Source organism: Halioglobus japonicus, assembly GCF_001983995.1.
GTDB classification, from domain to species: domain Bacteria; phylum Pseudomonadota; class Gammaproteobacteria; order Pseudomonadales; family Halieaceae; genus Halioglobus; species Halioglobus japonicus.
Map to the genome: position 1 here is coordinate 1,933,012 of NZ_CP019450.1, position 25,335 is coordinate 1,958,346.

At 56.7% G+C, this 25,335-nt stretch carries 25 protein-coding genes; 14 read left to right on the forward strand and 11 right to left on the reverse strand.

Going from position 1 to position 25,335, the window contains the following annotated elements:
- Positions 1-4 precede the first annotated feature (4 nt).
- The 10 genes from BST95_RS09065 to BST95_RS09110 all read left to right on the forward strand — a co-directional run bounded on the left by BST95_RS09065 (position 5) and on the right by BST95_RS09110 (position 9,836).
- On the forward strand, positions 5-1,573 hold the full coding sequence (locus BST95_RS09065) for a WecB/TagA/CpsF family glycosyltransferase (RefSeq protein ID WP_084198992.1): 1,569 nt from the start codon (positions 5-7) through the stop codon (positions 1,571-1,573).
- A complete protein-coding gene (locus BST95_RS09070) occupies positions 1,566-2,606 on the forward strand; it encodes a glycosyltransferase family 2 protein (RefSeq protein ID WP_229801661.1) in 1,041 nt (346 codons plus the stop codon). The genes BST95_RS09065 and BST95_RS09070 overlap by 8 nt, the downstream gene beginning before the upstream one ends.
- Complete coding sequence (locus tag BST95_RS09075) at positions 2,603-3,949, forward strand: hypothetical protein (RefSeq protein ID WP_084198993.1); 1,347 nt, start codon at positions 2,603-2,605, stop codon at positions 3,947-3,949. Before BST95_RS09070 ends, BST95_RS09075 begins: the two co-directional genes overlap by 4 nt.
- Positions 3,946-4,341: a response regulator gene (locus tag BST95_RS09080; RefSeq protein WP_084198994.1), complete on the forward strand. Its 396-nt coding sequence runs from the start codon at positions 3,946-3,948 to the stop codon at positions 4,339-4,341. The genes BST95_RS09075 and BST95_RS09080 overlap by 4 nt, the downstream gene beginning before the upstream one ends.
- A 63-nt stretch (positions 4,342-4,404) precedes the next feature.
- Positions 4,405-4,836 (forward strand): sigma 54-interacting transcriptional regulator, encoded by a 432-nt coding sequence (locus tag BST95_RS21345; RefSeq protein WP_373295089.1) that lies wholly within the window; start codon positions 4,405-4,407, stop codon positions 4,834-4,836.
- The gene (locus BST95_RS09090; protein WP_084198996.1) at positions 4,833-6,266 is read left to right on the forward strand and encodes a sigma-54-dependent transcriptional regulator; all 1,434 of its coding nucleotides are present in this window, start codon (positions 4,833-4,835) and stop codon (positions 6,264-6,266) included. The genes BST95_RS21345 and BST95_RS09090 overlap by 4 nt, the downstream gene beginning before the upstream one ends.
- A gap of 29 nt (positions 6,267-6,295) precedes the next feature.
- The gene (locus tag BST95_RS09095; RefSeq protein WP_066058415.1) at positions 6,296-6,844 is read left to right on the forward strand and encodes a heme NO-binding domain-containing protein; all 549 of its coding nucleotides are present in this window, start codon (positions 6,296-6,298) and stop codon (positions 6,842-6,844) included.
- A complete protein-coding gene (locus BST95_RS09100) occupies positions 6,841-8,853 on the forward strand; it encodes an ATP-binding protein (protein ID WP_084198997.1) in 2,013 nt (670 codons plus the stop codon). Before BST95_RS09095 ends, BST95_RS09100 begins: the two co-directional genes overlap by 4 nt.
- Positions 8,854-9,120: 267 nt before the next feature.
- On the forward strand, positions 9,121-9,534 hold the full coding sequence (locus tag BST95_RS09105) for a hypothetical protein (RefSeq protein ID WP_084198998.1): 414 nt from the start codon (positions 9,121-9,123) through the stop codon (positions 9,532-9,534).
- A 53-nt stretch (positions 9,535-9,587) separates the two neighbouring features.
- Positions 9,588-9,836 carry a hypothetical protein gene (locus tag BST95_RS09110; protein WP_102106234.1) on the forward strand — a complete coding sequence of 83 codons (249 nt, stop codon included), beginning with the start codon at positions 9,588-9,590 and terminating at the stop codon, positions 9,834-9,836.
- Here the strand turns inward: BST95_RS09110 and BST95_RS09115 are convergent.
- The 5 genes from BST95_RS09115 to BST95_RS09135 all read right to left on the reverse strand — a co-directional run bounded on the left by BST95_RS09115 (position 9,833) and on the right by BST95_RS09135 (position 15,336).
- Positions 9,833-11,632 (reverse strand): DUF885 family protein, encoded by a 1,800-nt coding sequence (locus tag BST95_RS09115; RefSeq protein ID WP_205737383.1) that lies wholly within the window; start codon positions 11,630-11,632, stop codon positions 9,833-9,835. The genes BST95_RS09110 and BST95_RS09115 overlap by 4 nt on opposite strands.
- Positions 11,633-11,770: 138 nt before the next feature.
- Positions 11,771-12,028, reverse strand: a complete 258-nt coding sequence (locus BST95_RS09120) for a hypothetical protein (protein ID WP_084199000.1) — start codon at positions 12,026-12,028, stop codon at positions 11,771-11,773.
- A 195-nt stretch (positions 12,029-12,223) separates the two neighbouring features.
- On the reverse strand, positions 12,224-13,279 hold the full coding sequence (locus BST95_RS09125) for an alpha/beta hydrolase family protein (protein ID WP_084199001.1): 1,056 nt from the start codon (positions 13,277-13,279) through the stop codon (positions 12,224-12,226).
- 60 nt (positions 13,280-13,339) lie between these two features.
- On the reverse strand, positions 13,340-14,872 hold the full coding sequence (locus BST95_RS09130) for an acyl-CoA carboxylase subunit beta (RefSeq protein WP_084199002.1): 1,533 nt from the start codon (positions 14,870-14,872) through the stop codon (positions 13,340-13,342).
- A complete protein-coding gene (locus BST95_RS09135) occupies positions 14,869-15,336 on the reverse strand; it encodes an EVE domain-containing protein (RefSeq protein WP_084199003.1) in 468 nt (155 codons plus the stop codon). Before BST95_RS09135 ends, BST95_RS09130 begins: the two co-directional genes overlap by 4 nt.
- Before the next feature lie 139 nt (positions 15,337-15,475).
- On the opposite strand from BST95_RS09135, the gene BST95_RS09140 reads away from it, so the two are divergent.
- Both BST95_RS09140 and BST95_RS09145 read left to right on the forward strand, forming a co-directional pair.
- Positions 15,476-16,834: a cytochrome P450 gene (locus tag BST95_RS09140; protein WP_084199004.1), complete on the forward strand. Its 1,359-nt coding sequence runs from the start codon at positions 15,476-15,478 to the stop codon at positions 16,832-16,834.
- Between the two features lie 102 nt (positions 16,835-16,936).
- Positions 16,937-17,650, forward strand: coding sequence for a YebC/PmpR family DNA-binding transcriptional regulator (locus BST95_RS09145; RefSeq protein WP_084199005.1), 714 nt, complete (start codon positions 16,937-16,939; stop codon positions 17,648-17,650).
- Here the strand turns inward: BST95_RS09145 and BST95_RS09150 are convergent.
- A complete protein-coding gene (locus BST95_RS09150) occupies positions 17,647-18,183 on the reverse strand; it encodes a DUF3833 domain-containing protein (RefSeq protein WP_084199006.1) in 537 nt (178 codons plus the stop codon). The genes BST95_RS09145 and BST95_RS09150 overlap by 4 nt on opposite strands.
- A 205-nt stretch (positions 18,184-18,388) precedes the next feature.
- Positions 18,389-18,739, reverse strand: coding sequence for a hypothetical protein (locus BST95_RS09155; protein WP_084199007.1), 351 nt, complete (start codon positions 18,737-18,739; stop codon positions 18,389-18,391).
- A 74-nt stretch (positions 18,740-18,813) separates the two neighbouring features.
- On the opposite strand from BST95_RS09155, the gene BST95_RS09160 reads away from it, so the two are divergent.
- Together BST95_RS09160 and BST95_RS09165 are read left to right on the forward strand one after the other, a co-directional pair.
- Positions 18,814-20,196 carry a DUF2868 domain-containing protein gene (locus tag BST95_RS09160; RefSeq protein WP_169843896.1) on the forward strand — a complete coding sequence of 461 codons (1,383 nt, stop codon included), beginning with the start codon at positions 18,814-18,816 and terminating at the stop codon, positions 20,194-20,196.
- Positions 20,197-20,203: 7 nt separating this feature from the next.
- Positions 20,204-21,625, forward strand: coding sequence for a DUF3482 domain-containing protein (locus tag BST95_RS09165; RefSeq protein ID WP_169843897.1), 1,422 nt, complete (start codon positions 20,204-20,206; stop codon positions 21,623-21,625).
- A gap of 74 nt (positions 21,626-21,699) precedes the next feature.
- Here the strand turns inward: BST95_RS09165 and BST95_RS09170 are convergent, their stop codons facing one another.
- From BST95_RS09170 to BST95_RS09185, 4 genes are all read right to left on the reverse strand, one after another.
- Positions 21,700-22,665, reverse strand: a complete 966-nt coding sequence (locus BST95_RS09170) for a YheT family hydrolase (protein ID WP_084199010.1) — start codon at positions 22,663-22,665, stop codon at positions 21,700-21,702.
- A gap of 9 nt (positions 22,666-22,674) precedes the next feature.
- Positions 22,675-23,859 (reverse strand): glycine C-acetyltransferase, encoded by a 1,185-nt coding sequence (locus BST95_RS09175; RefSeq protein WP_084199011.1) that lies wholly within the window; start codon positions 23,857-23,859, stop codon positions 22,675-22,677.
- Between the two features lie 2 nt (positions 23,860-23,861).
- Positions 23,862-24,890 carry an L-threonine 3-dehydrogenase gene (gene tdh / locus BST95_RS09180; protein WP_084199012.1) on the reverse strand — a complete coding sequence of 343 codons (1,029 nt, stop codon included), beginning with the start codon at positions 24,888-24,890 and terminating at the stop codon, positions 23,862-23,864.
- A 62-nt stretch (positions 24,891-24,952) separates the two neighbouring features.
- Positions 24,953-25,273 carry a DUF4124 domain-containing protein gene (locus tag BST95_RS09185; RefSeq protein ID WP_084199013.1) on the reverse strand — a complete coding sequence of 107 codons (321 nt, stop codon included), beginning with the start codon at positions 25,271-25,273 and terminating at the stop codon, positions 24,953-24,955.
- Positions 25,274-25,335: the final 62 nt, after the last annotated feature.

A 25,335-nucleotide genomic window follows, 5' to 3' on the forward strand; every position in this document is an offset into this window, starting at 1 on the left:
CCGAATGACTTACATGATTCATAGACTCGAGCGAGACTGCGTAACACCGCTTGGCATCCCCGTGGATAACCTCAGTCTTGAGCAGACCGTGAGCCGCATTATTGAATTGGCCAAGCTGCGCGATGGTCGCGCACGCCTTGTGTCTACGCTGAATGTGGACTTTCTGGTCAACGCGCTGGGCACCCGGTTCTCGCGTGCGAGACATCCTGAACTTTTGGATGTGTTGCGCCACTCCGATCTGGTCACGGCCGACGGGTTTCCTGTGGTCTGGCTCAGCCGCCTGGTGGGCCGCCCGGTGAAGCAGCGAGTCTGTGGGTCGGACCTGGTGCCCGCGCTAGCGCCACTGGCGCGCGATAACAAGCTCTCCATTTTCCTGCTCGGAGGTGGCTCGGGCGTTGCGAAAAAGGCGGCAAAGCGGCTTGAAGAGACTAACCCTGGGTTGAAAATCGCAGGCATCGCTGCGCCATACGTTTATACAGCTGGCCCCGAGCTCGCCAACTGTTACGCCGACGACGAGGCGGTTGTCGATCAGATCAACCGATCAGGGGCAGACATCTTGTTACTGGGCCTGGGTAACCCTAAGCAGGAGTTGTGGTTCAACCGAAATCGGCAGCGTTTGCAGGTGCCGGTGTCGATAGGGGTAGGAGGCACTTTCGAATTCATTATCGGTACGGTGCGTAGAGCGCCTGCCTGGGTGCGACGACTGAACCTTGAGTGGGTATATCGAATTTTTCAGGATCCAGTAAGGCTGTGGCGACGTTACGCCCACGGCTTGATAAAACTTGCAGCACTGAGTCTGCCGCTGGCCATAGCCAGGTTGTCTGAACTGGCTGACTTTATGGTGCATACGCTGCCTAGTGCAGAGCAGGTGCGCTGGTACCGACTTTGGTCGAACCGTGATCAGTCCCTGGCCGTATTACGACTGCCCACGTTGGTTGGCTACGCCTACCTACGTGCAGTTGTGGATAGCTTGCGAGATGACGAAAGCGTCAACACCCTGCATTTACTTGATTTCAGTGCCGTGCGCCGGGTTGAACTCAAGGCCCACCAGCTCCTGCTCACCCTTGGCGAAATGCAGCAGCACAAACAATTTGATGTGCAATGCCTAGGTATTTCACCGCGTCTGCGCCGCGATCTTTCTGTCACGCGTGCGATGGATGCTGTTCAGGGGCAGCACGTTGGTACTCTCGAAGTCATTGGTACCGATGAAGGGAAATCGTTCAGTTGCCGAAGTTATGCACTACATGATGGCGTGATAACGTTTATTGGCGGCGAAGTCAGTGCCAGTGAATTTGCAGCTACGGGATTCATTGAATCTCTCGGACACGCTAGTCGCGATCGCGACTGTTATATCGATTTGCGCGGCGTCACGCTGCTGCACAGTTCCGCGATAGTCGCCCTAAGCCCATTCTTCCAGCGCGATCCGGAGTCCCAGGGTGGTTTTGTATTTAGCGGAATTAATGCTCATGTGAGGCAGATGTTCGTCATGGCTGGGCTGGGCATGCCGGATACTCCGCTGACCGACCAGCAGCTCCTTAACATGCTCTGCGGTGAGGTGCCTCAGCGTGGATAAGCGGGCGTATGTCGTGCTGCTTAACTGGCGAGGCTGGCAGGACACGATTGCCTGCCTGGAAACTATGTTTGCCAGTGAGGGCGTTCCTATGTGTGCCGTTGTTTGTGACAACGCATCGGGAGACGGCAGCCTTGACCATATCGCTGCCTGGGCAGAAGGTACGCTTGCCAGTGTGATACCAAGCGAGCCTCGATTGGCGGGCTTGTTTGGTAAGCAGACCAAGCGGCCGCAGACAGTACGCATTGATCGCAAGCAATCGCTGTCCACGAGCGTCTCTGCGTCTACTGATCTGGTGCTAGTTGATAACGGCGCCAACCTGGGTTTCGCAGCAGGCAATAATGTGGGGCTCAGGCTGGCACTCGCGCAGCCCGATATGGACTGTGTCTGGTTGCTGAACAACGACACTTTGGTGGAACCAGATTGTCTGTTAAGGATGCGCAATCGGCTCGCGCGGGTGCAAGACCGCGCCGTTTGCGGATCGGTCATTCACTTTTTTGACCAGCCCGACATCATTCAGGCTGTGGGCGGGAATCGCTTCAATGCCTATACAGGAGTAGCTGCCTGTTCAGAGGGGCGCTTTTTGCCCGAAGGGGAACTACCCAGTACCGATTTTACAGTGAAAAAGCTCGACTACCTGAGTGGTTGCTCGATGCTTATCCCCCGCGCTGCCCTGGAGCAGGTCGGTTTGCTTGGCGAATACTACTTTCTCTACTACGAGGAAATCGATTGGTTCACCCGCAACGCCAACCGCTTTCCGATGGTAATAGCCGAGGGTGCGCGACTTTACCACCGCGAAGGTAGTTCTATTGGATCGTCCGGCTGGCAGCGCAGTGCATCGGCGTTTGCTGATGGTCACATGTATCGCAGCCGTTTGATTTTCATGCGCAAGCACTACCCGCTGAGGCTGCCATTCTGTTATCTCGTGGCGGCGCTGCAACTGGTGCGCAAGCTATTCCATGGTGAATATGCCAACGTCCGCACAGTGCTTGCGGTGGTAGTGGGCGCGGCCAAGCTTGAGGCGCCCGTATCATGAGTACATTGGCTAAGCACGCAACCTCTGTCACGCCTATACGCCTGCCGCTGAATCTGCGCTGTATCGTTATGCTGCTGGTGTTCATCGCGATATTTGCCGGCTTTCAGGGAGGTCGCTACTACTTTGCCAATCGCCTGCAGGAATTGGGAATAGCAGCCTCGCTAGGACTCTATCTGCTGGGTGCCTGGCGTGGCCTGTTCATGCTTCCGGCTGCGGACTGGTACCGCTGGGTCATGGCGCCCGCGCTTCTTATTGGTGGCATTATGGTAGTGAGCGCACTGGTGTTTAGCATTAACTACGCCGGCAATCCTGTCTATAGCTTTTTCTCAGCCAGAGAGTTCCTGTTGGGTTTTCTCGGCCCTGGAATTTATCTTCTTTGTCGTTGTGGCATGGCAACACGGGATGTTCATAGCGTGGTTTGGGTAGCGCTGGTGGCGCTCATGCTCAACTATCTTTTTTTCTATGCCACGATGGATTTACGTGAGGTATTTTTTTCCAGCGATCACACCAACAGCAACCTGGTGACCTACGATGAGTGGCGTGGTTTTCGTCTTAAGCCACCGCTGTTTGCCATTATGGTAGCACTGCTGGCGGGACTGGCATTGATAGCACAGGCCAGAAGCAAGGTGTCTGTTCTGGGCGCAATTTTAGTCATCGCCCTCGGCGGATATATTTGGAGTATCGTGCTGTACCGCGCCACACTGGCGACCATGGCGCTGTCAGTAATTCTTTATCCTATTTTTCTGGCCAGTCGCTCGCGTGTGCAATTGATTCTTGTCGCAGCGCCGCTCGCCTTGCTAGCTGCGCCAGTCATGGGTCACCTGGCCCTCAATTACTTTCTAGGTGCAGATGGCGGCACGATTCGCGCCAAGGCTTTTGCCTCTGCACTAGAGCATATTCTGAGGCATCCGTTGCTGGGCGCTGGCGAAGACAGTGCCTATGGTCTCTCTTATCAGGACATCGTCGCATTCTATTTTTACCCCTCCGACCTCGGGCTTGTGGGCACCAGCTACAAGTATGGTTTGATCGGCGCCTCCCTGTATCTATTTATGCACTGCAAGATATGGCTTGCGCTATGGCGGGCCAATATCTTCCACAGGGAGCGAGAGGGGGCGATACAACCACTGATCTGGGCAATGCTTATGTTCATGACGGCCCAGACATTCAATCTCATACTCAATCCCGGGCTGGCATACGCACAGGGAATTACCCTGGGTTCGCTTGCTTTGGCACTTGCAAGTCTGGAGGTGGTGCACCGCCCACTTACCAGTGGACTAGACGAGCGCTCTTCGATAGTTGGTAGCGCTGTCAATGAGCGCCCATTAGGGAGTAACCTCTCATGACACAGGCACTTATGTTCTTAATGATTGAACACAGTGTTCCTCTCGCTGAGGTTTACAAAACCTACCTACCTGAAGAGCAGTGTCAGGTGGTCGCGGTAGATTCGGTGGGAAGGGCTCGAGTCACTTACAGGGCGTTTCCGCCGGAGACAGTGTTCCTGGATAGTCAGCTCCCCGAGGTTAGCGGCTTGGATTTCGTAAGCGAAACTCGCGCCATTGAGAATCCCGTCCAGCTCATCGTGATGACCGCGCACGGTACATCAGAAATGGCCTTAGAAGCGATCCAGGAGCGGGCGTTCGAGTTTTTCAGCAAGCCGTTTGATGCTGCGCGGTTACGCGTCGCGTTGGAAAATACTGCATTAAAGAAACGACTGGGCAGGCCGATAATAGAGTAGCCGTCGGGAGAGCGGGATGGTTACGTGATTTTCATCGGTCGGTCGGTCGGTCGGTCGGCGGCGATGCAGTCTGTGGATAAGACTATCGACTCGCTAGCTTACAGTGATGCGATCGGGTTTGTTGTCGGAGAGAGCGGCACAGGTAAAGAGCTCGCAGCTGAATCCGCTCACCAGCACAGGAAACGCTGCGGCAATGCCTTCATTTCGATTAGCCGTAGCACGATTCCCGGTGAACTGATAACGAGTGAGTTGGTCGGCTGTATCAAAGTCGCATTTACAGGTGCCAGCAGTAACCGAGAGGGCGTTGCCAGTGTTGCCAATGGCGGCACATTTTTTTCTTTGCGAAATTTGAGCAATTTGCGAAATTTGCGAAATTTGCGAAATGAGTCTCGAACTACAAAAGATGCTGTTGCGTTTTCCAGCAGTGTAGATGAGCATTCTTCAATCGTTGGTTGCGCTGTCAACGAGCGCCCAGTAAGGAGTAACGTCCCATGACAAAGGCACTTAGACTATTAATGATTGAAGACAGTGCTTCCCTCGCTGAGGTATACAAAGCCTACCTACCTGACGAGCAGTACCAGGTGGTCACGGTTGATTCGCTGGGAAGGGCTCATGCCACATACGGTGCGTTCCAACCGGACATTGTACTTCTTGATATTCAGCTCCCCGACGGTAATGGAATGGATTTTCTGGCCGAGATTCAGGCCATGAAGAATCCCGCGCAGATCATCGTCATGACGGCGCACGGTACGTCCGAAATGGCCGTAGAAGCTATTCAGATGGGCGCGTTTGACTTCCTAACCAAGCCGTTTGACGCTGCTCGGTTACGCGTCACTCTGGACAATGCTGCATCTCAATTGCGCCTTGGCAAGCAAGTCAGAGATTTAGCACTACGTGAGCGCGATGGCTATGGGGATTTCATCGGTAAGTCGACGGCGATGCAGTCTGTGTACAGGACGATTGACTCGCTCGCTGCTAGCGATGCGACCGGGTTCATCGTGGGTGAAAGTGGGACAGGAAAAGAGCTGGCTGCCGAAGCTGTCCACCAGCATAGTGAACGCCGTGATAAAGCCTTTATCGCGATAAACTGCGGCGCCATCCCCGGCGAGCTCATGGAGAGTGAATTATTTGGCCATGTAAAGGGGGCGTTCACGGGTGCCAGTAGTAACCGTGAGGGTGCCGCCAGCGTCGCCAACGGAGGCACGCTGTTTCTAGACGAAATCTGCGAAATGAGCCTTGAACTGCAAAAGAAACTTCTGCGCTTTATTCAGACAGGTACGTTTCGCAAGGTCGGTAGCAATGAGCTCGAAAAAGTTGATGTGCGGTTTGTCTGTGCGACTAACCGCGATCCCATCCTCGAAGTGCGCGAAGGGCGCTTTCGAGAGGACCTTTTCTATCGACTGCATGTGGTGCCCGTCAGACTACCCCCGTTGCGCGAGCGGGACGATGATGTGTTATTGATTGCCCGGTGTTTTCTATCGGTTTTTAGTGAGCGGGAGAATAAGGTTTTCCGCGGTTTCAGTGAAAAGGCGGAAGAGGCCATTCGCCACTATGCATGGCCAGGCAATGTTCGCCAGCTACAAAATGCCATGCATCAATTGGTGGTGCTTAACAATGGCGATCGGGTTGAGCACTCAATGCTCCCCCACGAGGTAACTTCAGGTCAGCTGGAGGTCGAATCCAGTGTATTGTCCGCAGTCGCGATAAAGCCAAGAGCGAATGCCAGCGCTTCAGATAATCTACATGAGGCCGATCATGTTGCACGTAGAGAACAAATCGAGCCACTGTGGTTAACAGAAAAAAATGCGATTGAGTCGGCCATTGACGTATGCAGCGGCAATATCAATCAGGCGGCAGGGCTGCTTGAAGTCTCACCTTCAACGATTTATCGAAAACTTCAGGGCTGGAAGAAGATGCGAGCTTGAGGGGCCTTTTTTGAACGGGAGTGAAGATTATGTATGGACTTATCAACAAGGCGCTACAGAGTATGATCCTCCAGCAGTTTGGTGAGCAGGAGTGGAGCAAAGTTTTGGAGCATTCGGGCATGCCGGAGGATTCCTTCCTGACCATGCGCCACTATGACGACGAGGTCACCTATAAGCTCGTGGGTGCGGCGTCAGAGGTACTGGGAGCGCCGATAGCGAAATGCCTTGAGATGTTTGGCGAGTACTGGGTGCTGGAGACGGCCTCCAAATCCTACGGCACCCTAATGGATGCCTCGGGAGATACCATGGTGGAATTTTTGTCCAACATGAATTCGTTGCATGACCGAATCACAGGCACTTTTCTCGACTACGTGCCGCCTGAGTTCATGGTGGAAGATCTTGAACCACCTCGCTACAGAATTCACTACATGAGTAAGCGGGAAGGCCTTGTCCCCTTCGTTGATGGATTGCTGAAGGGCCTCGCCATACGCTTTGATGCCGATCTCGAAATTCACAGCCGCACTGATCAACCGACTGAGCAGGGTACCCACGCAGTGTATGAGGTGAGTGTTAGTTGACTATTCTTAGCGACATTAAGGGGGAACATCATCTGCAATCCCTGTTGGATTTGTTCTCTGTGGTGATGGTGTTGGATCGTCGTCTGGACATTATCTTTGCCAGTGACACCCTCCTGCGCCATATGCCCAGCCTGACTTCGCAGCCACGCCTGGAAGACGTTTTTCAACTTGTGCGTCCTAGAGATTTACGGCATTTCGACGAATTTCTACGGAGGCTCGATACATTATATTTGCTGACGTCCCGTGATCAGAAGTTCGCTATCAGGGGGCAATTAATTCACGAGCCAGACCCTTTTCAAGAGTGCCTGGTATTCTGCGGCGCGCCCTGGTTGTACTGGATGAACGCGAATTGTGAAGACAAGAAGTTGGGCTTGAGTGACTTTTCACACCAGGACGTACAGCTCGATCAGCTGCTCTACATGGCTTCGGATGCGAGTATGGTGGCGGATTTGGAGCGCTTGAATGGAGAGCTGAGCCAGGCCAAGGAAAAACTTGAATCCGCCCAAGCGGCGCGCAATGCGTTTTTTTCGCAAATGAGTCACGAAATGCGCACACCGCTAAACGGTATTATCAGCGCGATGTCACTTATGCAGAAAGAAGTGCTTCCACCCCGTGCAGCAGATTTATTGGAACTGGCTAATAAATCCTCCGATCATATGCTGGAAACCATTAACTACGTCCTGGATATCGCCAAGCTTGAAGCCGCAGAGGCGGGCTCGGGCCCTGTAGCGTTTAATCTCTCAGAGGCGCTGGAGTCTGTCATTGACATCGTCCGACCGCGTGCACTGGAGAAAAAGCTGGATCTTCGCCTAGATTTTAACGACACCATCCCCCTCTTTTTCTGGGGCGATGTGGAATCGCTACGCCAGGTCATACTCAACTTCCTGATTAATGCGATCAAGTTTACCGAGACGGGTGAGATTCGTATTGATGTTGACCGAGGGCGATCTGAGGGAATGACACTGCGTCTGGAGGTTGCTGACACTGGTATTGGTATCCCGCTGGAAGCACAACCGACAATATTCGAACCATTTGACACCGGTAAGGACGCCAATTCTTCGGCAATGGAGGTTGGCAGTGGTTTGGGTCTGGATATTGCCCGACGCAGTGTATCGGCGATGGGTGGAGATATTGGACTGATCTCTAGCGAAGGGACGGGGTCACGCTTCTGGATAGAACTACCGTTGGAAGCTGTCGAGGCGCCTGTAGAGAAAGAGGATGAAGTTTTCATTGTCGATACCCAATTCACGGGCCGTCTGTTGCTGGTTGACGACAATGAAACCAACCTGATGCTCATGAGTATGATTCTCCAGGATCAAGGGCTGACGATCACCACGGCAGTATCTGGTGAGGATGCAGTCGCGCTGGTTGAAAGCGAGCCATTTGATCTCGTATTCATGGACATCAGCATGCCCGGGATGGATGGATATGAGGCCACGCGCCGTATTCGCGCCATACGGGATGCGGATGCATTGCCCGTCATAGCGCTGTCTGCCTATACAGGCGACAAGGAGCGCAAGGCGAGTAAAGATAGCGGTATGAACGGCTATCTGGTTAAACCGTTGGAAGAGCATGCGCTGGTAAAGGTCCTAGCCCAGTATATACGGCAGGAGGGCTCGGAAGCGGCCGATCAAGCGGAGTCGGATAATACGCCAGATGCAGAGGCGTCGCCATCGCTGGCAGATGTGCATACAGTCGAGGCACTGCGGCAGCAGATTGGCGACGACAATCTGGTCAGTGTTATCGAAAAATTTCGCGCTGAAGTAGAACGGCGCTGGCCTGCGCTGCAGGCGGCTGGTTGCAGCGAAGACCTGGAGCGCGAGGCACACACGCTAGCGAGCAACTGCGGAAGTTTTGGTCTGCCCACGGTGGCTGCGCGGCTTCGCGACGTTGAAAGCCACGCAAGGGCGGGTGGTAGTCTGGTCGATCTGGTCGACCTGACGGTGACGGAGCGCGAACTGCAGGCCGGCGTGTCCCAACTCTGTGAGATGGTGCGTAAACCGCGATAATCCCGTATACATCCTTCGATGTGCTGTTGAATGCTGTCATGTTGATATCCTGAACTATGGTTTTACAGATCCTGCTCGCGGTGCTGATTGGCCTGCTTTGTTGATACTTAGCGAGTACCGGGCGCAGCCGCGCCATGAGCTGGTTCTTGTTTGCACTCGCCGCCTACAACATGCTCCGACCCGTCGCGGATTTGCTAGGCAGTCCGTACTGGAAGGCAGTGAGCAATAGCTTGCGTTTTTCTATGCACCGTTGGTATACCTAGCGACATGCAGAGTTACTCTGCGACGATTTCTGCTTTCGGCGCGTGCATTTTTGGTATCTCTCCGCTTGCAGTAGCGCTGTTGCTCAGTGTGGCTGGCCCCGGCATATTGCCGCCATTGCTTGGCGTGCTGATGATTGCCGATGTGTTCGCCAGCTTTAGTCAGATGGCGCAAGTCAAACGCATTATTGACCGCACGCATTCTGTTGTAGAGCCCGAGGGCCTGCGCTGGCTGGAGCGGGTCCTCTACGCCTTTTCCCTGCTGATTATCTGGGAGATGCTTCGGGCGGCGCTGGGCGCGGATGCTGCGCTCGGTTTCTCGGCGCAGCTGACCCTAACGGTTGACTGGATATTTCGGTGTCAGGCGATGGTGCACGTAGCGGCTACTGGTTGCAGCAGCGTGATGGGTGGCGTTTCGTAACGCATCAGTGGCCCGGTAGCAAGCATGACGGTCAAGCCAGTATGCCTATCACTATGGATCTGAATAACAGCATCGTCCTTGAAGTGGTATTCGCCAGCATTGATAAGAATTCGGTATCACTTTGGGCGCGCTTTGACCGGCAAAAGCGGGTGAGAGGTGGTTTGTTGGCTGTGATGGCAGAAGGTCTGCGCGACCCTGATTGTAAGTCGGGGGCGAGCCTATTTGTCCCCCTTCCTGGTATGGTCAATGGCTGCGAGTTCCACTGGCGGCTGAGACCGAATTTTTACGTGATGCGCAACTAGTCTCCTTGACTTGCCGTTATCAAGGCGTCGATCTTCTGCTCTAGAATAGACAGTGGTACTGGGCCGTCTTTAAGCACTTCATCGTGGAATGCGCGGATGTCGAAATCCTCACCCAGGGCAGTGCGCGCCTTCTCGCGCAGTTCGACAATCTTGAGTTTGCCGATCATATAGGCCGTGGCCTGCCCGGGCATAGCTATATAGCGTTCAATGGCTTTTCGGGCATCACCGGCGGGGTTGGGAGTGTTTTCGATCAGGTAGTCAATAGCCTGTTGGCGTGTCCACTGTTTGCTATGAATGCCAGTATCCACCACCAGCCGCGCGGCGCGCCAGAGTTCCATGGCCAGGCGGCCGAAGTCTGAGTAGGGGTCTTCATAAAATCCCATCTCCTTTGGCAGCAGCTCGCTGTAAAGGCCCCAGCCTTCGGTGAATGCTGTAAAGGTGGTGTGCTTCTGGAATTCAGGGACGCCCTCCAGTTCCACGGAGATGGCCAGCTGCATGTGGTGACCGGGGATGCCCTCGTGGTAGGCCAGGGCCTCCATTTGATACTTGGGCATCTGGCTCATGTCATACAGGTTGGCGTAGTAAATTCCCGGGCGGCTTCCGTCGGCCGGTGGCCGTTGGTAAAACGCTTTGCCGGCAGAGCGTTCACGGAACGCTTCAACCCGTTTAACCTTAAGCGGTGCCTGGGGGAAGAGTCCAAACTGTTCCGGCAGGCGTGTACGCATGACATCGATCATACGGGTAGCCTCGGCCATGTAGTCTTCTCTGCCCTCGTCGGTGTTGGGGTAGTAGAACTGGGCGTCACTGCGCATGAACTCGAAGAAGGCGGCCAGGTCGCCATCGAATTCAACTGTCTGCATGATGGCGCGCATTTCACCGTGGATTCGATCCACCTCGTTCAAACCAATGTTATGTACCTCGTCGGCACTGAGTTCAGTGGTGGTGAACCAGCGCAGGCGTTCGGCGTAGAAGGCGTCGCCATCGGGAAACTTCCAGACGCCGTCTTTGGCGGGCGCCAACGGGGCCTGGTGTTCAAGTTCAGCGATCAGGCGTTGATAGGCCGGTGCCAGTGAACTTAGCAGCGCGGCTCTACCGAGTTCGAGCAATTCGGCCCGTTCTTCCGCGGGTAGATCGATGGCAGTCAACTTGGCCTGGAAGTCGGCCCAGATGGTTGAGTCCTCACCATCGTCAAAGGGCGCGCCGCTGATCACGTTGCCGGCAGCTTCAATCATCTGCGGGTAGGCCCAATCTGCCAGGAACATGTCTTTCTTTTCGCGGATGCGGAATTGCTCGATGACCTCATCGAACCAGCGACCGGTGTCCTCGATTCTGCTGATATAGTCGTGGGCGTCCTCGGCATTGGCCACGGTATGCACATTGATCAGGCTACTGGCTACCTGAGTATGTGGCCCGCGATACTGATGAATCACGTACTTGTGATGGCGAAATTCATCTGATGCGCTGCGACGTTCCAGATCGCTGCGGAATAACTGCTTGGACAATCTGAGATTTTCAGACAGCGCCGCGGTATCAATGTCATCGAGTGCAGCGAGGCGCTCTTCACGCAGCGCCTGACTCTCAGACTGGTGTGCCTCCGAAACGGAGTTCCACTTGCCATTGTCGGTGGGTTGGCCACGATAACTGGCCGTATAGGGGGCTCGGACCAGATCCTGGGCGTAGCTGTATTCCAGCAGTTGCTCAAAGCGCGTACTGGCATCCGGAAGCGCAGCTTCGGCTACAGCCTGGGGCGGTGGTGTGGGGCGCCGGGCGCCGGTGTATTGCTGTTCTCGCTGCAGGCAGTAAGGGCTGCCAGCGACATGAGAACCAGGTTGCGGAGTAGAGTCACGGTCACCTCAGAATGAAAGTGGTGCATCGGGGATGATGCTGTGACAGCGCATAATGAAGGATTGTGCCGTGGGTTTCCAGTTGCCCAATCAACACTCCAGTCGCTGGCGAATCTGCTCCATCAGGTACTCATTGCTGATCTCCGCCCCCTCGGGCTTGGCGCTCAGGTATTCGTCCACATCTGCCAGCAGCTGTCGGGAATCCTTGACTTCGGTGCAACGTTCCTGAGATTGTGCCAGAGACGTGGCCCGCAGCAGGTGAGCAGGCGATTTGCCGAGATGGGTTCTCAGTGCCCGTTCCTCTAGGCTGGTGGCGCCGGTAATCTCGTAATCGGCCAGGCCCTCCACGGCGTGTTATGCACACCATCCAATATTGAGTCTCACATCCTGGCTCAGTATGCGGTCACGGTTGTTAGTCGTACAGAGCAGGTTTTGGAGCGCCAATATACAAGCTCGCCGGAACGCCATGTTGTTCATGCCGCCAGCGCTTTCCTGGTATCGCAGTTGCGTCGCTTGTTCCGGTAGAGGCCGAACCGATTGGCGCTAGAGCGCCACCGCTATTTCGAGGTCTGCGTTGTCGGCTGCCAATTGCCGGGTACCTGCCTGATATTGATCCAATGGCGCGTCCCGCAATTGGGTCGCCAGAAAACTGTTGATCAACGCCTTACTGAGCGCGTGCTGACGGGGAATGCTCATGGTGGCAACCTCGGGCACGTCGAAGGTGCAGGGTGGAGAGTCGGTATAGTCACCGACGCCGCTATCGGGTTGCCGTCTGGCCAGCTCGCTGTGAAAAGTAATATCCGCCGGATCCTGGTCGAAAGTGCTGCCAAAAAAGGTGCAGACCATTGCGTCCGGGTTGAACCCCAGCCACGGGAAATCAGCAAAGCCCATGTGTGTGCCCCCGACCAGTTTTGCCAGCACCCTAGGCGCTGAGGACCGCGCGTGGCTGCGCGCACTGGTGGCGGGATAGTCAACCAGCATGTCCTTGTCACCGTGAATGATGAGTAGCGGCAGATCGCGGTGCTCGTAAAAAGGGGGATAAAAAATATCGCCTGCACCGGGGGCGAGGCCGACGGCTGCGGTGAGGCGCGGCTCCATTAGTTCAGGATCGTAGCCGGCGAGGTAGGTGGTTAGCCCGCCCAGTGACCGTCCGATTAGGGCAATACGCTGTGCATCTATTTTACCTGCCAGGTCGGCGGGAGCGCCTGGTACATCACCCAGGGCTAAATCAATGGCGCGACTGACGTCGGCGGGTTGGTTAATAACATCGTTCAATTGTAGATGATCGCTGCTCAGGTCGGTATTGGTGCCTGGGAAGCGCGGTGCCGCGACAACATAGCCCTGGCTCGCGAGGTGATTGGTGAGCCAGGTGGAATCCTCGGGGTCGCCGTTAAAGCCATGTGCGTAGACCACCAGGGGAGACTCGTCGGCCAGGGCCTCGGGGTGCCAGAACACGACTTCGAGATGTCTGTTGCGTTTAGTGTCGTGCAACATCACCGATAGTGGCCCTATCACTTTGTGTGGGCCTGGTGGTGTTGTGTCATTGGCGCAACCTACAGCTAGCAGCGCAATAAAGGATAAAATCGTTAAAAACAGCATATTTTTCTCCCTCAAGTTGTTGCGTTATGTCGAAGCTCAGGACCTTCTCTGTGGCCGGGTCTAGGCCAGTGCGCGCATAATCGTTCGGCGGCTGTCAGCCGGATCGAATACGCCATCTATCTCAATTGTAGCAGCCGATTCGGTCGCTTTCCCTTTCTGGTAGAGAGCCTCGACCAGTTCATTGAACATCGCCTCGCGTTGCTGGAGTGTTTCCTGGGCCTCCAGTTCCCTGCGAAATCCGAGTTTGACCGCACCCTCAAGTCCCATCGGTCCGGTCTCGCCGGTAGGCCAGGCGCCGGTGTAGGTGGGGATGTGAAATCCGCCACCGGCCATAGCCATAGCGCCGAGCCCATACGCTTTGCGCAATACCAGGCACACGAGGGGTACCTGTAGGCGCGCTCCGGCACCGAACATGGCGCCCATACGTATGGGGGCACCGGCAACTTCACTGGCGGGGCCCACCATAAATCCGGGAGTGTCACACAGCGAGACCATAGGGAGCTGCCACTTATTACACAGCGCCAGAAAACGCGTGGCCTTGTCGGCGGCCTCGCTGTCAATGGCACCGCCGAGCACTTTGCAATCGTTGGCCAGAAGGCCAAGCGGGCGGCCTTCTATGCGCATAAAACCGGTGATGATGGCACCGCCGAAACCTCGAGTCAGTTCGGTGAAACTATCGGTGTCCGCAACCGTCTCGATAATGTTGCGAACATCGTAGGCAAAGCGCCGATCCGCCGGCATGGCCGTGCGCAGCCGCGTCTGGTCAGCGCATTGCCACGACTGGCTCATACCCTGGGCGTAGCTGAGAATGCGCTGGGCGAGTGCCGTGGCCTGCGCTTCGTCATCAACGACAACATCGACAACGCCATTATCCTCGTGAACTTCGCTGGGGCCAATTTCTTTTGGGGCATAGCTCCCCAGGCCGCCACCTTCAATCATGGCTGGGCCGGCCATGCCTATCCAGGAGTTGCGTGTGGCGATGCGCACGTCGGCGCAACCGAACAGGGCCGCGTTACCGGCAAAACAGTAGCCGTTATTCACTGCAATGGTAGGTACCTCGTCACACAGCCGCGCCCACTCGACAAACGAACTCACGTTGAGGCCACCGCTGGTGGTGGTGATGTCGGTATCGCCGGGGCGTCCGCCGCCACCTTCGGTATACATGACAGTCGGCAAGCTACGCTCCCTGGCAAGTCCGATAATGCGGTCGAGCTTCATGTGGTGGTAGTAGCCCTGGGTGCCCGCCAGTACGGTGTAGTCATTGATGATGACTGCCGCTCGTGCCGATGCTTCTCCCACGCCTTGTGCGTTGATCGTGGCGAGGCCGGTGATGACGCCATCGGCCGGTGTATTGGTGCGCAGGTCGCCCAGATCGCGGCGGCCACGTTGGGCAGCCACTGCCAACTGTCCATATTCAACAAAGGACCCTTCGTCCACCAGATCGTGCAGGTTCTCTCTGGCAGTGCGATAGCCTTTGGCGTGTCGGCCGGCGACGGCGTCCGGCCGATTAGCGTCTTCGGTGAAGGCCAATTGCGCGTTCAGTTCCTCGAGAGGTTCCAGGGTGCCATCGCCCGGGCGTTGGGTATTGCTCATACATCGGTCTCACTGGTGGTGATAATGGTGGCCCACTCCGGGGGCGTTACTGGTTGAATGGACAGGCGCCCCTGCTTTAACAGCATCATATTCTCCAGCCCCGGCATGACTTTGATGTCTGCCAGGGTAACAAGGCGTTGAAACTTGCGTTGGAACACCACGTCGACCCGATACCAGCGTACGTTATCGGGTGCTGCCTTGGCATCGAAGTACTTGTGATCCGGGTTGAACTGGTCGGGGTCCGGATAGGCGGCACGCACGACGGTGGCGGTTCCTGCCACACCAATATGCTTGCAACTCGAGTGATAGATAAAAACTTCATCCCCCTCGGCGACAGCGTCGCGCAGCAGGTTGCGCGCCTGATAATTGCGGATGCCATCCCAGGGCTCGGGGGTTTCACCCAGGGCCTGTAAATCGTCGATACTGAATTCATCCGGCTCTGTTTTAAACAGCCAGTAGGCCATGATGGTTACTCGCGTAATGGTTTGGCTACAGGTTGACAAAAGGTCCCCAAGCGCATTTAGATGATTGATCTACCGTTGCTGGGGCACGCGTATAGCAATAGACTAGCAACAATTCGATTGCCGCTGGAAGATAAACATAATGGAATTCTCAGTGCCGGATTATGCGCAACGTCCGGACAATAAGCGCCTAAGTCACATTCCCGGAAGTTTTGGCACGCCCTTGCTGGGGGATACGTTCGCCTTCGTCATGGATCCCTACAAGGTACTGCACAAGCATTATCAGCAGTACGGTGACGTGTTCAAGGCCAGCCTGACGTTCCAGAAAATGGTGGTGGCGCTGGGCCCGGAGTATGTCCAGCAGATGACCCTGGACAGCAGTCGCAGCTTTTCGACGCGCATGGGTTACGACGGCCCTATGGGTGATTTCTTCGCCGGCGGCTTGCTGATGAAGGATTTCGACGAGCACAAGTTTCATCGACGCATTATGCAGACCGCGTTCAAGATCGACGCCATGCGATCTTATGTGGACCTGATGCAACCGATTATTGAGGCGCAGATCAGCCAGTGGGGCAAGTGCGACGATTTTCAGTTCTATCCCAATGTAAAGACATTGCTGCTGGATGTGGGCGCCAAGGTGTTTCTGGGTCTGGATATGGAGGGGGCTGAGACGCGGGCCCTGAATCAGTCTTTTCTTGATATGAACGAGGGCCCCATGGCGTTGATCCGCAAGGATTGGCCGGGTCTCAAGTATCGCAAGGGGATGAACGGTCGACGCGCCCTGGAGCGTTTTTTCGTTGACCTGGTGCCGCAGCGGCGTGGTGTCAGTGGTAGCGACATGGCCACGTATTTTGCCAACGAGCGATCAGAGCAGGGCGAGTACTACTCGGAACAGGTTGTCGGTGAACACCTTATTTTCCTGCTGCTGGCCGCACATGACACAACTACCAGTGCCCTGAGCATGGCGAGTTATTACCTGGCCAACGATATCGCCTGGCAGGATCGTTTGTATGAGGAGCTAAAGTGCTTGGATAAGCCAGCCTTGGAGTATGATGATCTCGGTACAGCGGTGCCTGACCTCGATCATTGCTTCAAGGAAACGTTGCGACTGAATCCGCCCGTACCCATGTTTATGCGTCGCACCGTGAAAGAAGTGGAAGTGGGCGGCCATACGCTGGCGCCGGATACCATGGTGCAGGTGTCGCCACTGTATGTGCAGCGCATGGAGGCATGGTGGCGCGACCCTCACCGCTTTGATCCCGATCGATTCGCCCGCGAAGAGCACAAGCAGCACTCCTTTCTGTGGGCGCCCTTCGGCGGCGGTGCGCACAAGTGCATTGGCCTGCATTTTGCGGACATGCTCTTCAAATGCACGCTGGCCCAATTGGTGATGCGATACCGTATCCGTTTTGCCAAAACTGACCAGTACCAGGGAAAAATTCAGCACTTCCCCTTTGCCAAGCCGATGGACAACCTTCCCCTGGTGCTGGAGCCCCGCTAGGTACCGGGCGCCACCCGGGGCGGTCTGTAGCGCCAGCCCCTGTGTTTGTTTTTATCGCCGGGCTCTCCTTGTATAATCTGCCCTTTTTCAGGAGCCAAACCCATGGGCAGAGCCTACCAGAACCGCAAGGAATCCATGGCCAAGACGTCGGACCAGAAGGCCCGTGTCTACAGTAAGCATGCGCGCGTGATCTATGTCACCGCGAAACAGGGCGGTATTGATCCCGATGGTAACCTGGCACTGCGCAGCGCCATCGATCGCGCCAAACGTGACCAGGTGCCCGCACACGTCATCGACAAAGCGATCGACAAAGCCAAAGGTGGCTCGGGCGAAGACTTTGCACCCGCCCGTTACGAGGGTTTTGGCCCCGGCGGTTGTATGGTGATTGTCGACTGTCTAACCGACAACCCTAATCGCACTATTGGCGATGTCCGGGTGTGCTTCACCAAGACCAAGGCCAAACTGGGCACCCCCGGCAGTGTCAGCCATTCCTTTGATCACAGCGCTATCTTTGTGTTCCCCGGCGACGACGAGGAAGCAGCGTTAGAGGCGTTGATGATGGCCGATGTCGAGGTAGAAGATATTGAGTGTGAAGACGGCAAGATCACTGTCTTTGCGCCTCACACCGAGTTTGCCAAGGTGCGCCAGGCGCTCACCGAGGCGTTTGAGGGCATAGAATTTGAAGTGGAAGAGATTCAGTTCGTGCCCAAAGAAACCGCATCGATTCCCGCTGACGATGAACCGATGTTTGAGAAATTTCTCGATATGCTCAACGATGTAGAAGACGTGCAGAAGGTGTACCACAACGTCGGCTAAGCGCCGCCGGGCACCCGTTGTATTACCAGTAGAATCTCACCCACACGCACCCCAAATTTGCGCATTTTCGATTCATTGATGAGGAGATCCGGGGTGAGCAGGTACATGCGGTCGTCCACTCTCACATCAATGGTGTCGCCGCGATAGGGCACCTGTAGCGTGTAGTCCAGAAAGACACTGTTACCGGCCTGGGTGAGCAGGCCCTCGCCAGTGACGTCGCCCGCAGTGCCGGTATAGCTGCCATCACCCCGGGGTGTCAGTGTCCAGATCCGCTTCTGTTGCTCGCCGTCGTTGAAGACAAAGTCTTCGTCCAGGGTGCCGATGCCATCCCGCCATTGGGCGTCGATGTCGGCGCTGAACGTGCGGATGACCTTGCCACTGCGGTTTTTCACCACGCCATGGGCGGTCAAGGTACCCTGGAAGAACTCTTCTACCTCAAAGGTCGGCTCAAATGTGCGGTAGTCAGAGACACTGACCGAGCTACATGCGCCCAGTGACAAGACCAGGATGACGAGTGTGATAAAGCGGGGCATACGTATCTCCTTTTGGACGTGTACGTTTAGCCTGGCGGATTCGATCAGTGCTCCGCCTCTGTGAGGTTCCAGGTTTTACCCGTGGCGGGCCGATTCAGGCCGGCCGGCATTAATGCCTACTCCCAGTTCAGCCGAGTGAGCTTCCAGGTGCCGTCGAAGTTCTGCCATTGGCCACTGACCTGATACAGACGGGCCGAGTCCGGAATCAGTCCGCGCCCCCGGCGAGTGCAACCGTTGCTGAAGAAGTAGCCAATGCCTCCTCGTAGGGGTCGAGTTCGACGTTCACCTGTGACACCAGTACGTCGACATTGCGATAGCGAAGGAAATACACACCGAGCAGCCGTTTGGCGTCTTCGCGGGTCAAATCCCCTCGATTCTGTTTGCCACCGATAAAGGATGCAGAGAGGTGTTCCAGGAAATCGCCCGGACTGCGCTCGGACAATGCGTCCTCCATGGCAATAATATTGGCTCTGATCTGTGACTCCGGCCCGACTGGCTCAGAACAGCCCGTCAGTAGGGTCACAAAAATCATCAGGCAGTAGATACATTGCTTCATCGCAATATTCGTCGTCCAAAAGCAGGACAGATTAATCTATCATGTGGCCCAAGTCAGGAAAACGAGTACTGCGAATGGCAGCAGAGGGCACCTCGCCCCAATTACAGGATCTCTATGCGCTGGCCAGGCTGGTAGCAGCAGATCGCGATGCCAGCTTGTCGACACTGCGCCAGCGCGACCACGTCATTGGCCAGGATTGCCATGCCACAGACGATATGGGCAGATTGCTGTTCTGGGTGGCGGCGCGGGAACAGCAGGCGCTGATCTCGGAGGAGGTCGACAATCACAGCGCGGTAGTAGCACTGGCATTGCGCCTCGCGGCGGTGGTACTGGGCATACTGATGATGGGCGGATTTCTGCTCGCCAGTCCCAATGCCCTGGTCAACGTGTTGTTGTTTCTGGCGCTATTCGTTGTGTTGCAGCTGCTGGGATCGGCGCTTGGCCTGGCGGTGCTGCTGCGTTCCGTCGGCGGCAGACCACCCTCGGTTTCGCCGCTGAACCCGGCGCGGCTGATTACCCGCAGACAGATTCCCGATGCCCGTCTGCTGAGTAAAAACAGTGGCACGCTGCGGCTTCTGCTGCTGCGCTACGGGCAGGAGTTTGGTCTACTATTTTGTGCCGGCACCATGGTGGCGTTCCTGGGACTGGCGTTGGTAACCGGCTTCGGCTTTGTCTGGGGATCAACCTTCAGTATCAGCAATGAGATTATGATGACGCTATGTCATTGGCTGGCGGCACCCTGGCAGGGCTGGTTGCCTGTGACGGCGCTCACCCCAGAAATAGTGGCGGGCACTCGCTACTACGCGGCCTCACCCGAACTGTCCGAGCTCACCGCCGACGGGCGCTCCGCCTGGTGGTGGCTTCTGTTCATGAGTATGGCGTGCTATGCACTACTGCCGCGGCTGCTGTTGCTGGTGGGTTCGCGGGTGGCCTATCGTCGCGCACTGAACAAGGCCTTTGTGGCACTGCCAGGCGCCGCGGCCATCCTCTCCAGAATGCGCGCGCCGGATGTCAGCACCCAGGCGCAATCCCAGGATGTGGTCGTGGCTCCGACGCAGGACATCGCACCGGTGGACATCGACGAGGGAGCGATGCTGCTCAACTGGGTACAGGCGCTGGGAGAGGCGGAACTTGAACTGCAACCCCTGCTCGCGCGGGTACCTGTTGCCAACCGGTTGTCTCTGGGCCTGGGAACGGTGGACGAAGACCTGGCGACTATTGCCCGGGTCAATGCCTATGGCCCTGAGCAACTGTTGGTGCTGGTCAAGGCCTGGGAGCCTCCCCTGGCAGACCTGGGCGATACACTGGCCAGGTTGGAGGGGATCCCCCAATGTATCCTGTGCCTGGTGCCATTGGCTGGGAAAGCTGTAGCCGAGCACGACCTCGAAGAATGGCAGGCCTTTGCGCACGACGTGGCATTACCGGGCGTGCAGTGCGAACCACTGCGGTGGCCATGAGATGACGATGCACACTGATAGCATTCCTGCATTCGCGGTTGTGGGCCGGCCAAATAAAGGTAAGTCGTCGATTGTGGCTACGCTGGCCAGGGACGACTCTGTACATATTGCTGCCAAAGCAGGCTCGACCCAGGCCATGCGTCGTTTTCCCATGCAGATTGACGGTGAAACACTGTATGAACTGATCGATACGCCCGGTTTACAGCGCGCTCGCTCAGTGCTGGCGTGGCTGCAGGATCACAACGATAACGCTGCCTCACGGGCTGACACCGTGCGCGAGTTTCTGGCAGCGCATGCCCAGGACCCACAGTATCGTTATGAGTGTGAGGCACTGGCGCCGATCATGGATGGTGCGGGGATTATTTACGTGGTGGATGGTTCGCATCCCTTTGGTGCCGACTATGAGGCGGAAATGGAAATTTTGCGCTGGACCGGACGGCCCAGCCTCGCATTGATCAACCCGATTGACAGCACAGACTTCGTGGATGAATGGACCGCGGGACTGGGCCAGTATTTCCAGACTGTGCGCACGTTCGATGCGCACCGAGCAGAGCACCGCAAGCAACTGGACCTGCTGGCACTGTTTGGTCATCTCGACCCGGAGTGGCAGCAACCTCTTAAGCGCGCCGTGGAGGTGCTGGAAGCCGATCGTGCCAGCCAGCATGAAAACTCCGCCTATTTAATCGGTGACCTGGTCTGTGAAGCGCTCACTTACAGCGCCAGCCAGAAGATTCCCGAGGGAGCGCCGGAAGCCCCGGTCAAGGCAGTCCTGGCACGTCAGTACAAGCACCACCTGGATAGCGCCGAGAAACGCTGTCGCCGTCAGGTGGAAGAGTTGTTCTACTACACCGATTTGCAAACCTCTGAGAACCGTCTCGCCCTTGAGGACGATGACCTCTTCAATCAGCAAAACTGGTATCTGTGGGGGTTAAGCGAAAAGCAGTTACTGCTTGCGGCTACCTCGGCCGGTGGCCTGGTTGGCGGCGGCGCGGGCCTGGTGATTGACGGAGCCACGGGCGGCCTGACAGGCGGTCTGGGCACCCTGATCACGGGCATCGGCGGTGCCTTCACTGCGCGCCGTCAGGTGCGTAAACATGCGGATGAGATTGCTCAATGGAAGGTCAGCGGTGTGCCCAGCGGCGGCACCGAACTGGCGTATGGGCCCTCGCGTAACGCCAATTTCCCGTTTGTGGTCATGGGCAGGGCACTCCAGCACCATCGAGGCATCAGCCTGCGAACCCATGCTGTGCGGGATACCCTGAAACTTGAGGAGCCTGCCCTGGAGTGGTTGGATGACAAGCAGCGTCGCCAACTGGCCAAAATATTCGACGACATTCGCAATGAGCGCAAAGCCGACCAGCAGCGCGCTGCCCTGGCGTCGCTGCTGGCCCAATGGTGTCGTGACGTTGATCAGGGAAGCAACAAGTAAGTTGCCCTACGCTTGCCCCACTCCGGTAATCGGGTGTAGTCCCTCCACGCTCGACACGTATGACATGCCTGTGCCTATTGGAACAGGTGTAACAGTCGCTGGTCGATCCAGCCATCCAGTTGCCAGTTCATCAGAAAGCCACAGTGGCCACCATAGCGCGGTGTTTCGATGCTCAGGTTATCGCTGCGAGCCAGGTCTTCCAGATCATCACAGGGAATCATCGGGTCATCCTGGCTGAGGATGATATGCGCGGGTATTTGCAGGTTGCGCAGGGTATCGCCGGTGAGTGCATAGGCGTGGTAGTAGCTGCGCGAGTCTGCATAGTCGGTATAGTGGGGGACAAAGTAGTCGTTCATGTCTCCCAGCGTCTGAAGTTCCAGCAAGGTATCGCCATAGCCGAGTTCCGGATAATGCTCGAGTTTGATTTTCAGGGAGCGCTTCCAGCGGTGCACGAAGTAGCGGTGGTAGATGGGGCTGCCCGCCTCAATGGCCTGCATGGTGCGCCAGGGGTCGAGCACCGGACAGACGCCGACGACTTTGTCGAGGTGAATACCAAACTCCGGTGCCCGGGCGGCAACGCGCAGGGTGAAATTACCGCCCAGTGAGTGCCCGGCCATATAGTGCCGGTGGTGGGGGTAGCGATGCAGGATTTCACCCACGGCATCAATGACTTCCCGCAATCGGGTGGAGTTGTAAAGTTCTGGGTTGAGGGCATGGCTGGGGCCGTGATCGCGCAGGTGTAGTCGGAACACACTGAACCCTGCCTGATACAGCGTGTGGGCATTGGACAACTGGTAGCTCGACTGGGCGTCTCCCTCCCAGCCATGGAGGAGAATAGCGAGTCCGCGCGAGGGTTCAGGATTGGCGTTGTAAAGCCCGTGCAGGCGAATACCATCGGAACACTCAAGAATGACATCTTCTGCGTCGGCCTGCAGTTGCCGGGTGCGCCGTGCCAGTGGCCAGGCGCGTAGAGGTGTGCTGGAAATCAGCGTCTGAACGTGGCAATTACGCAGTATCGGCGGTGGGTTAAACGCACTCACAAGTGGCGTTTATGCCAGTGTGGCCTTGGCGCGGCCGAAGGCCTCGATGGCAAACGCCAAATCGTCGTCGGACAGGGCCGCCGACATCTGGGTGCGGATGCGCGCCTTGCCCCGGGGGACCACGGGAAACGAAAAGGCGATCACATATACACCCTGGGCGAGTACCGCTTCGGCAAAGCGGGCTGCCAGCGCTGCGTCGTGTAGCATAACCGGCACAATGGGGTGTTCACCGGGCAGGAGTTCGAAGCCATGCTGTTGTAATCCCTCGCGGAAGACCGCGGTATTGTGTTGCAAGCGCTCACGCAGCTGCGGTGACTCGGTGACGAGGTCGATGGCCTTGAGCGCGCCGGCAACCACCGGCGGCGCCACCGTATTTGAAAACAGGTATGGTCGCGAGCGCTGACGCAGAAGGTCGACAATCTCCTGGCGCGCGGCAGTGTATCCTCCCGAGGCACCGCCGAGTGCCTTACCGAGCGTTCCGGTGATAATGTCTACCCGGTCCATGCAGCCGCGTAGCTCGTGGGTGCCACGGCCGCCACCGCCGATGAATCCGGTGGCATGGCAGTCATCGAAGTGAACCAGGGCGTCGTATTTTTCCGCCAGATCACACACCTCATCCAGACGCGCAATATAGCCGTCCATGGAAAACACACCGTCGGTGGTAATGAGTTTGAAGCGAGCCCCGGCAGCATCCGCTGCCTGTAACTGCGCCTCCAAATCGGCCATGTCGTTGTTCTTGTAACGGTAGCGTTGGGCTTTGCTCAGACGCACACCGTCGATGATAGAGGCATGGTTTAACTCATCGGAAATAACGGCGTCTTCTGCGCCCAGCAGGGTTTCGAACAAGCCGCCGTTGGCGTCGAAACAGGAGGGGTAAATAATCGTGTCTTCCGTGCCAAGAAACTGACTGAGCTTGTCTTCCAGTTGCTTGTGCAGGGTCTGGGTGCCGCAGATAAAGCGTACCGAGGCCATGCCGTAGCCCCATTCTTCCAGGCCTTGCGCGGCGGCTGCGTTGACCTCGGGGTGTTGTGCCAGCCCCAGATAGTTATTGGCACAGAGATTGAGCACTTCACCGTCGCGCACGCCCACCCGAGCGCCCTGGGGCGTGGTGATCTGACGTTCGTGTTTATACAGGCCTGCCTCCTCAATCCCCTTGAGTTCGCTGGCCAGGTGTTCCTGAAAACGGTCGTACACGATTATGCCTCCCAATTGAGGATGACCTTGGAGGCCTCCCCGCTGTTCATGACGTCAAAGCCCTGCTGGAACTCGGTGAAGGGTAGGCGGTGAGTAATCACCGGTGAGATATCCAGCCCCGAATCAATCATCACCGACATCTTGTACCAGGTCTCGTACATTTCCCGGCCGTAAATGCCTTTCAGGGTGAGCATATTGAAAATCACCTTGTTCCAGTCGATGGCGGTGTTTTCGCCGGGGATGCCGAGAATGGATATTTTGCCGCCGTGACACATGCTGTCGATCATGTCGTTAAACGCCCGGGCATTCCCCGACATTTCCAGACCCACATCAAAACCCTCGTGCATGCCCAGTTCGCGCTGGACATCGCTGATGCTTTCCCGGGAGACATTGACCGTACGGGTGGCGCCCAGCGCAGCTGCCCGTTCAAGTCGGGCATCAATAACATCGGTGATAACCACGTGGCGGGCTCCGGCGTGGCGGCATACGGCCGCTGCCATAGCCCCAATCGGGCCAGCGCCAGTAATGAGAACATCTTCGCCCAGCAGATCGAACTGCAGTGCGGTGTGGGTTGCATTGCCGAAGGGGTCGAAGAGGGCGGCCACATCCAGGTCTACACCGGGCGTATGCTCCCAGACATTGGACATGGGGAGCGCGACGTACTCTGCAAACGATCCGGGGCGATCCACCCCGATGCCCGAAGTCTGGTTGCACAGGTGGCGACGTCCGGCCATGCAGTTGCGGCAGCGGCCACAGACAACATGGCCCTCGCCGGAGACAATCTGCCCCGGACGGAAGTCGTTGACGTTACTGCCCACGTCCACTATTTCGCCGACAAACTCATGCCCGACCACCATGGGAACAGGAATGGTCTTCTGGGCCCAGGCGTCCCAGTTATAGATGTGCATGTCTGTACCGCAAATGGCGGTGCGTTTTACCTTGATAAGAACGTCGTTAATGCCCAGCTCAGGCTCTGGAACGTCTTCCAGCCAAATCCCTTCGCGGGCTTCTCGCTTGACGAGCGCTTTCATGGTGGAGCTCCGGTTCGTCTAAAGGGCGAATTCTAGACGAAAACCGGTGCTGTGGGGGAGGTTTAGCTGCCTGCGCCGAGTAAGCCGTTGCCGTTGACGTGGGTAGTGACGGCCGGATCGTCCTTGAAGTTCTTGCGGCCGGAGACAGTGGTGTCTATGTGGCTGGTCCAGGTGGCGTTAGCGCGACGCTTGTTGGCTACGCCCTCGCCAAAGTTGGTGGTCTCCACCTTCACCTTGCTGCCCTTGCCCTTGCTGGGACAGGCGCGGTCTGTGAAGGTTTTCTTGCCGGTGTCCGGATCGACACACATATACACGCCGGCCAGCGCCGAGGGGCCAAGGGCCAGGCTGCCCAGGAGAATAATTGAGATTAGCGGTCGTTTCATTACTGCCCACTCCGAAACCCGTGACTTTCTTCAGACTATGGAGCGCCAGGTATCCGGTCCAG